The organism is Vibrio sp. OPT46 (assembly GCF_015163535.1).
Taxonomy (GTDB): domain Bacteria; phylum Pseudomonadota; class Gammaproteobacteria; order Enterobacterales; family Vibrionaceae; genus Vibrio; species Vibrio alginolyticus.
This window is the reverse complement of record NZ_JADDYG010000308.1, coordinates 40,868-42,254: the sequence shown is the minus strand read 5'-3', so window position 1 is coordinate 42,254 and position 1,387 is coordinate 40,868. Positions and strand designations below refer to the sequence as shown.

Annotated in this window: 2 protein-coding genes and 1 pseudogene; all 3 read right to left on the bottom strand. The window is 44.1% G+C overall.

Annotated elements, in window-relative coordinates:
* Positions 1-158, bottom strand: a pseudogene (locus tag IQR33_RS15165) (YcxB family protein); the annotation flags it as partial.
* A 224-nt stretch (positions 159-382) separates the two neighbouring features.
* Positions 383-643 (bottom strand): DUF5062 family protein, encoded by a 261-nt coding sequence (locus tag IQR33_RS15160; protein WP_005376453.1) that lies wholly within the window; start codon positions 641-643, stop codon positions 383-385.
* Between the two features lie 82 nt (positions 644-725).
* Positions 726-1,387, bottom strand: a 662-nt coding sequence (locus IQR33_RS33165; RefSeq protein ID WP_228013911.1) for a threonine aldolase family protein, incomplete at its 5' end; no start/stop codon positions are given.

The following is a 1,387-nucleotide window of genomic DNA, read 5'->3' as shown; positions in this document are numbered from 1 at the left end:
AGTTCAAACTCCAATAAAACCACACCAAAGATAAGAAACAGCATCCCTTTTAGGTACGCTTGTGGGAACTTCGTTGGCTGGCTAGTTTGATCATAACACTCAGCAAAGAAAGGTTTGTCGAGTATGTATTCTGTAGTGAATTCGAAATCTTTAGACATGTATGGTTACTTCAAGGCTTCTGTAAATGAGTAATCTTGGTTGCACTCTCGCAACACCTGCATTGTAGCGCTTCTCGGGATTTATCTTTAGTCCTTTTGATTTTGTTTTGTAAATCAATGATACCGCCACGCAAAAAGACCTCGGTGCTCTCGCCAAGATCAAACAAGGCGAACCATTTGGCTCGCCTTGCTAATTAATAACCTGTGTGACTTGTTGAGGTTTTCTACTTTAGAGGGTCGTTGTCTGGCAACGCACTGTGTATCCATACTGCCAGTCGGTGTTTGATGCTTGCGCCGTCTAGCTTGCTTTCCGGCAATGGCGTGATCTGTTTTGCATCGACCAAGAATAGGTAAATCGCTTTTACTCTTAGAGGTTGTGGTGACTGAGGAAGGTCAAAACCTTGTAGCTTCGCCATCTTCCCACCAATCTCTAGTGCCTTCTTAACCAGTTTGTCTTCATTGTGAAGTTTGGAGCTTTTTGACATTGATAAATCCTCTTCTTCGCTTCAATTAAGAATACATGAAGTGCCACGTATGGCGTGTTAGTAAGCTCGCATATTGATAAGTTTATGCCTTATTACCGAGTAACTGATTGAAAAACGACCTTAATTCGTCATCACCAAGATTGAGCAGGTAGTCACCAACATACCATTCAATGATCGATTGATTTGGATGTGCCGTGACTTGCGGGTTACCAAACCAAATGCCCTTTTCCGTGGCAAACGTGTATTGGAGTTCTTTCAACTCTTCGCAGCTAAATGGCAGGATAAGGTGCAACATGTTTGCTTGAGGCTGGGTTGGTCTTACCGCCAAAGTTGGGAACTCTTTAATGATCTTGTAGATCTGCTTTGTTCGCTCAAACAGAGCTGGCATTTGTGCCAACCTTTCATCAAACTGCATCGCCGCAGACACCACATAAGGTGTTCTGTGATACAGGTTGCCACCTTGGCGCTTCATCCACATTGAGGCCAGTTCAATGAACGCCTTTGAGCCAAGCAGCATAGAGCCGCCCATGCCGTTGATGCCTTTGTAAAGTGAAACATAGGTCGTATCAAAACTAGCGGCGATCTCGCGGTATTCTTTCTGATAGTAAGCTGCGGTTTCCCATAGTCTTGCGCCATCCATGTGGAGATGAATGTCATTTTCGGCGCAGTACGTTTTAATTTCTTCTAGTTCTTGCCATGAAGGTAGCTGACCGCCAATTTCTCGCATTGGGAGTTCATAAAGAA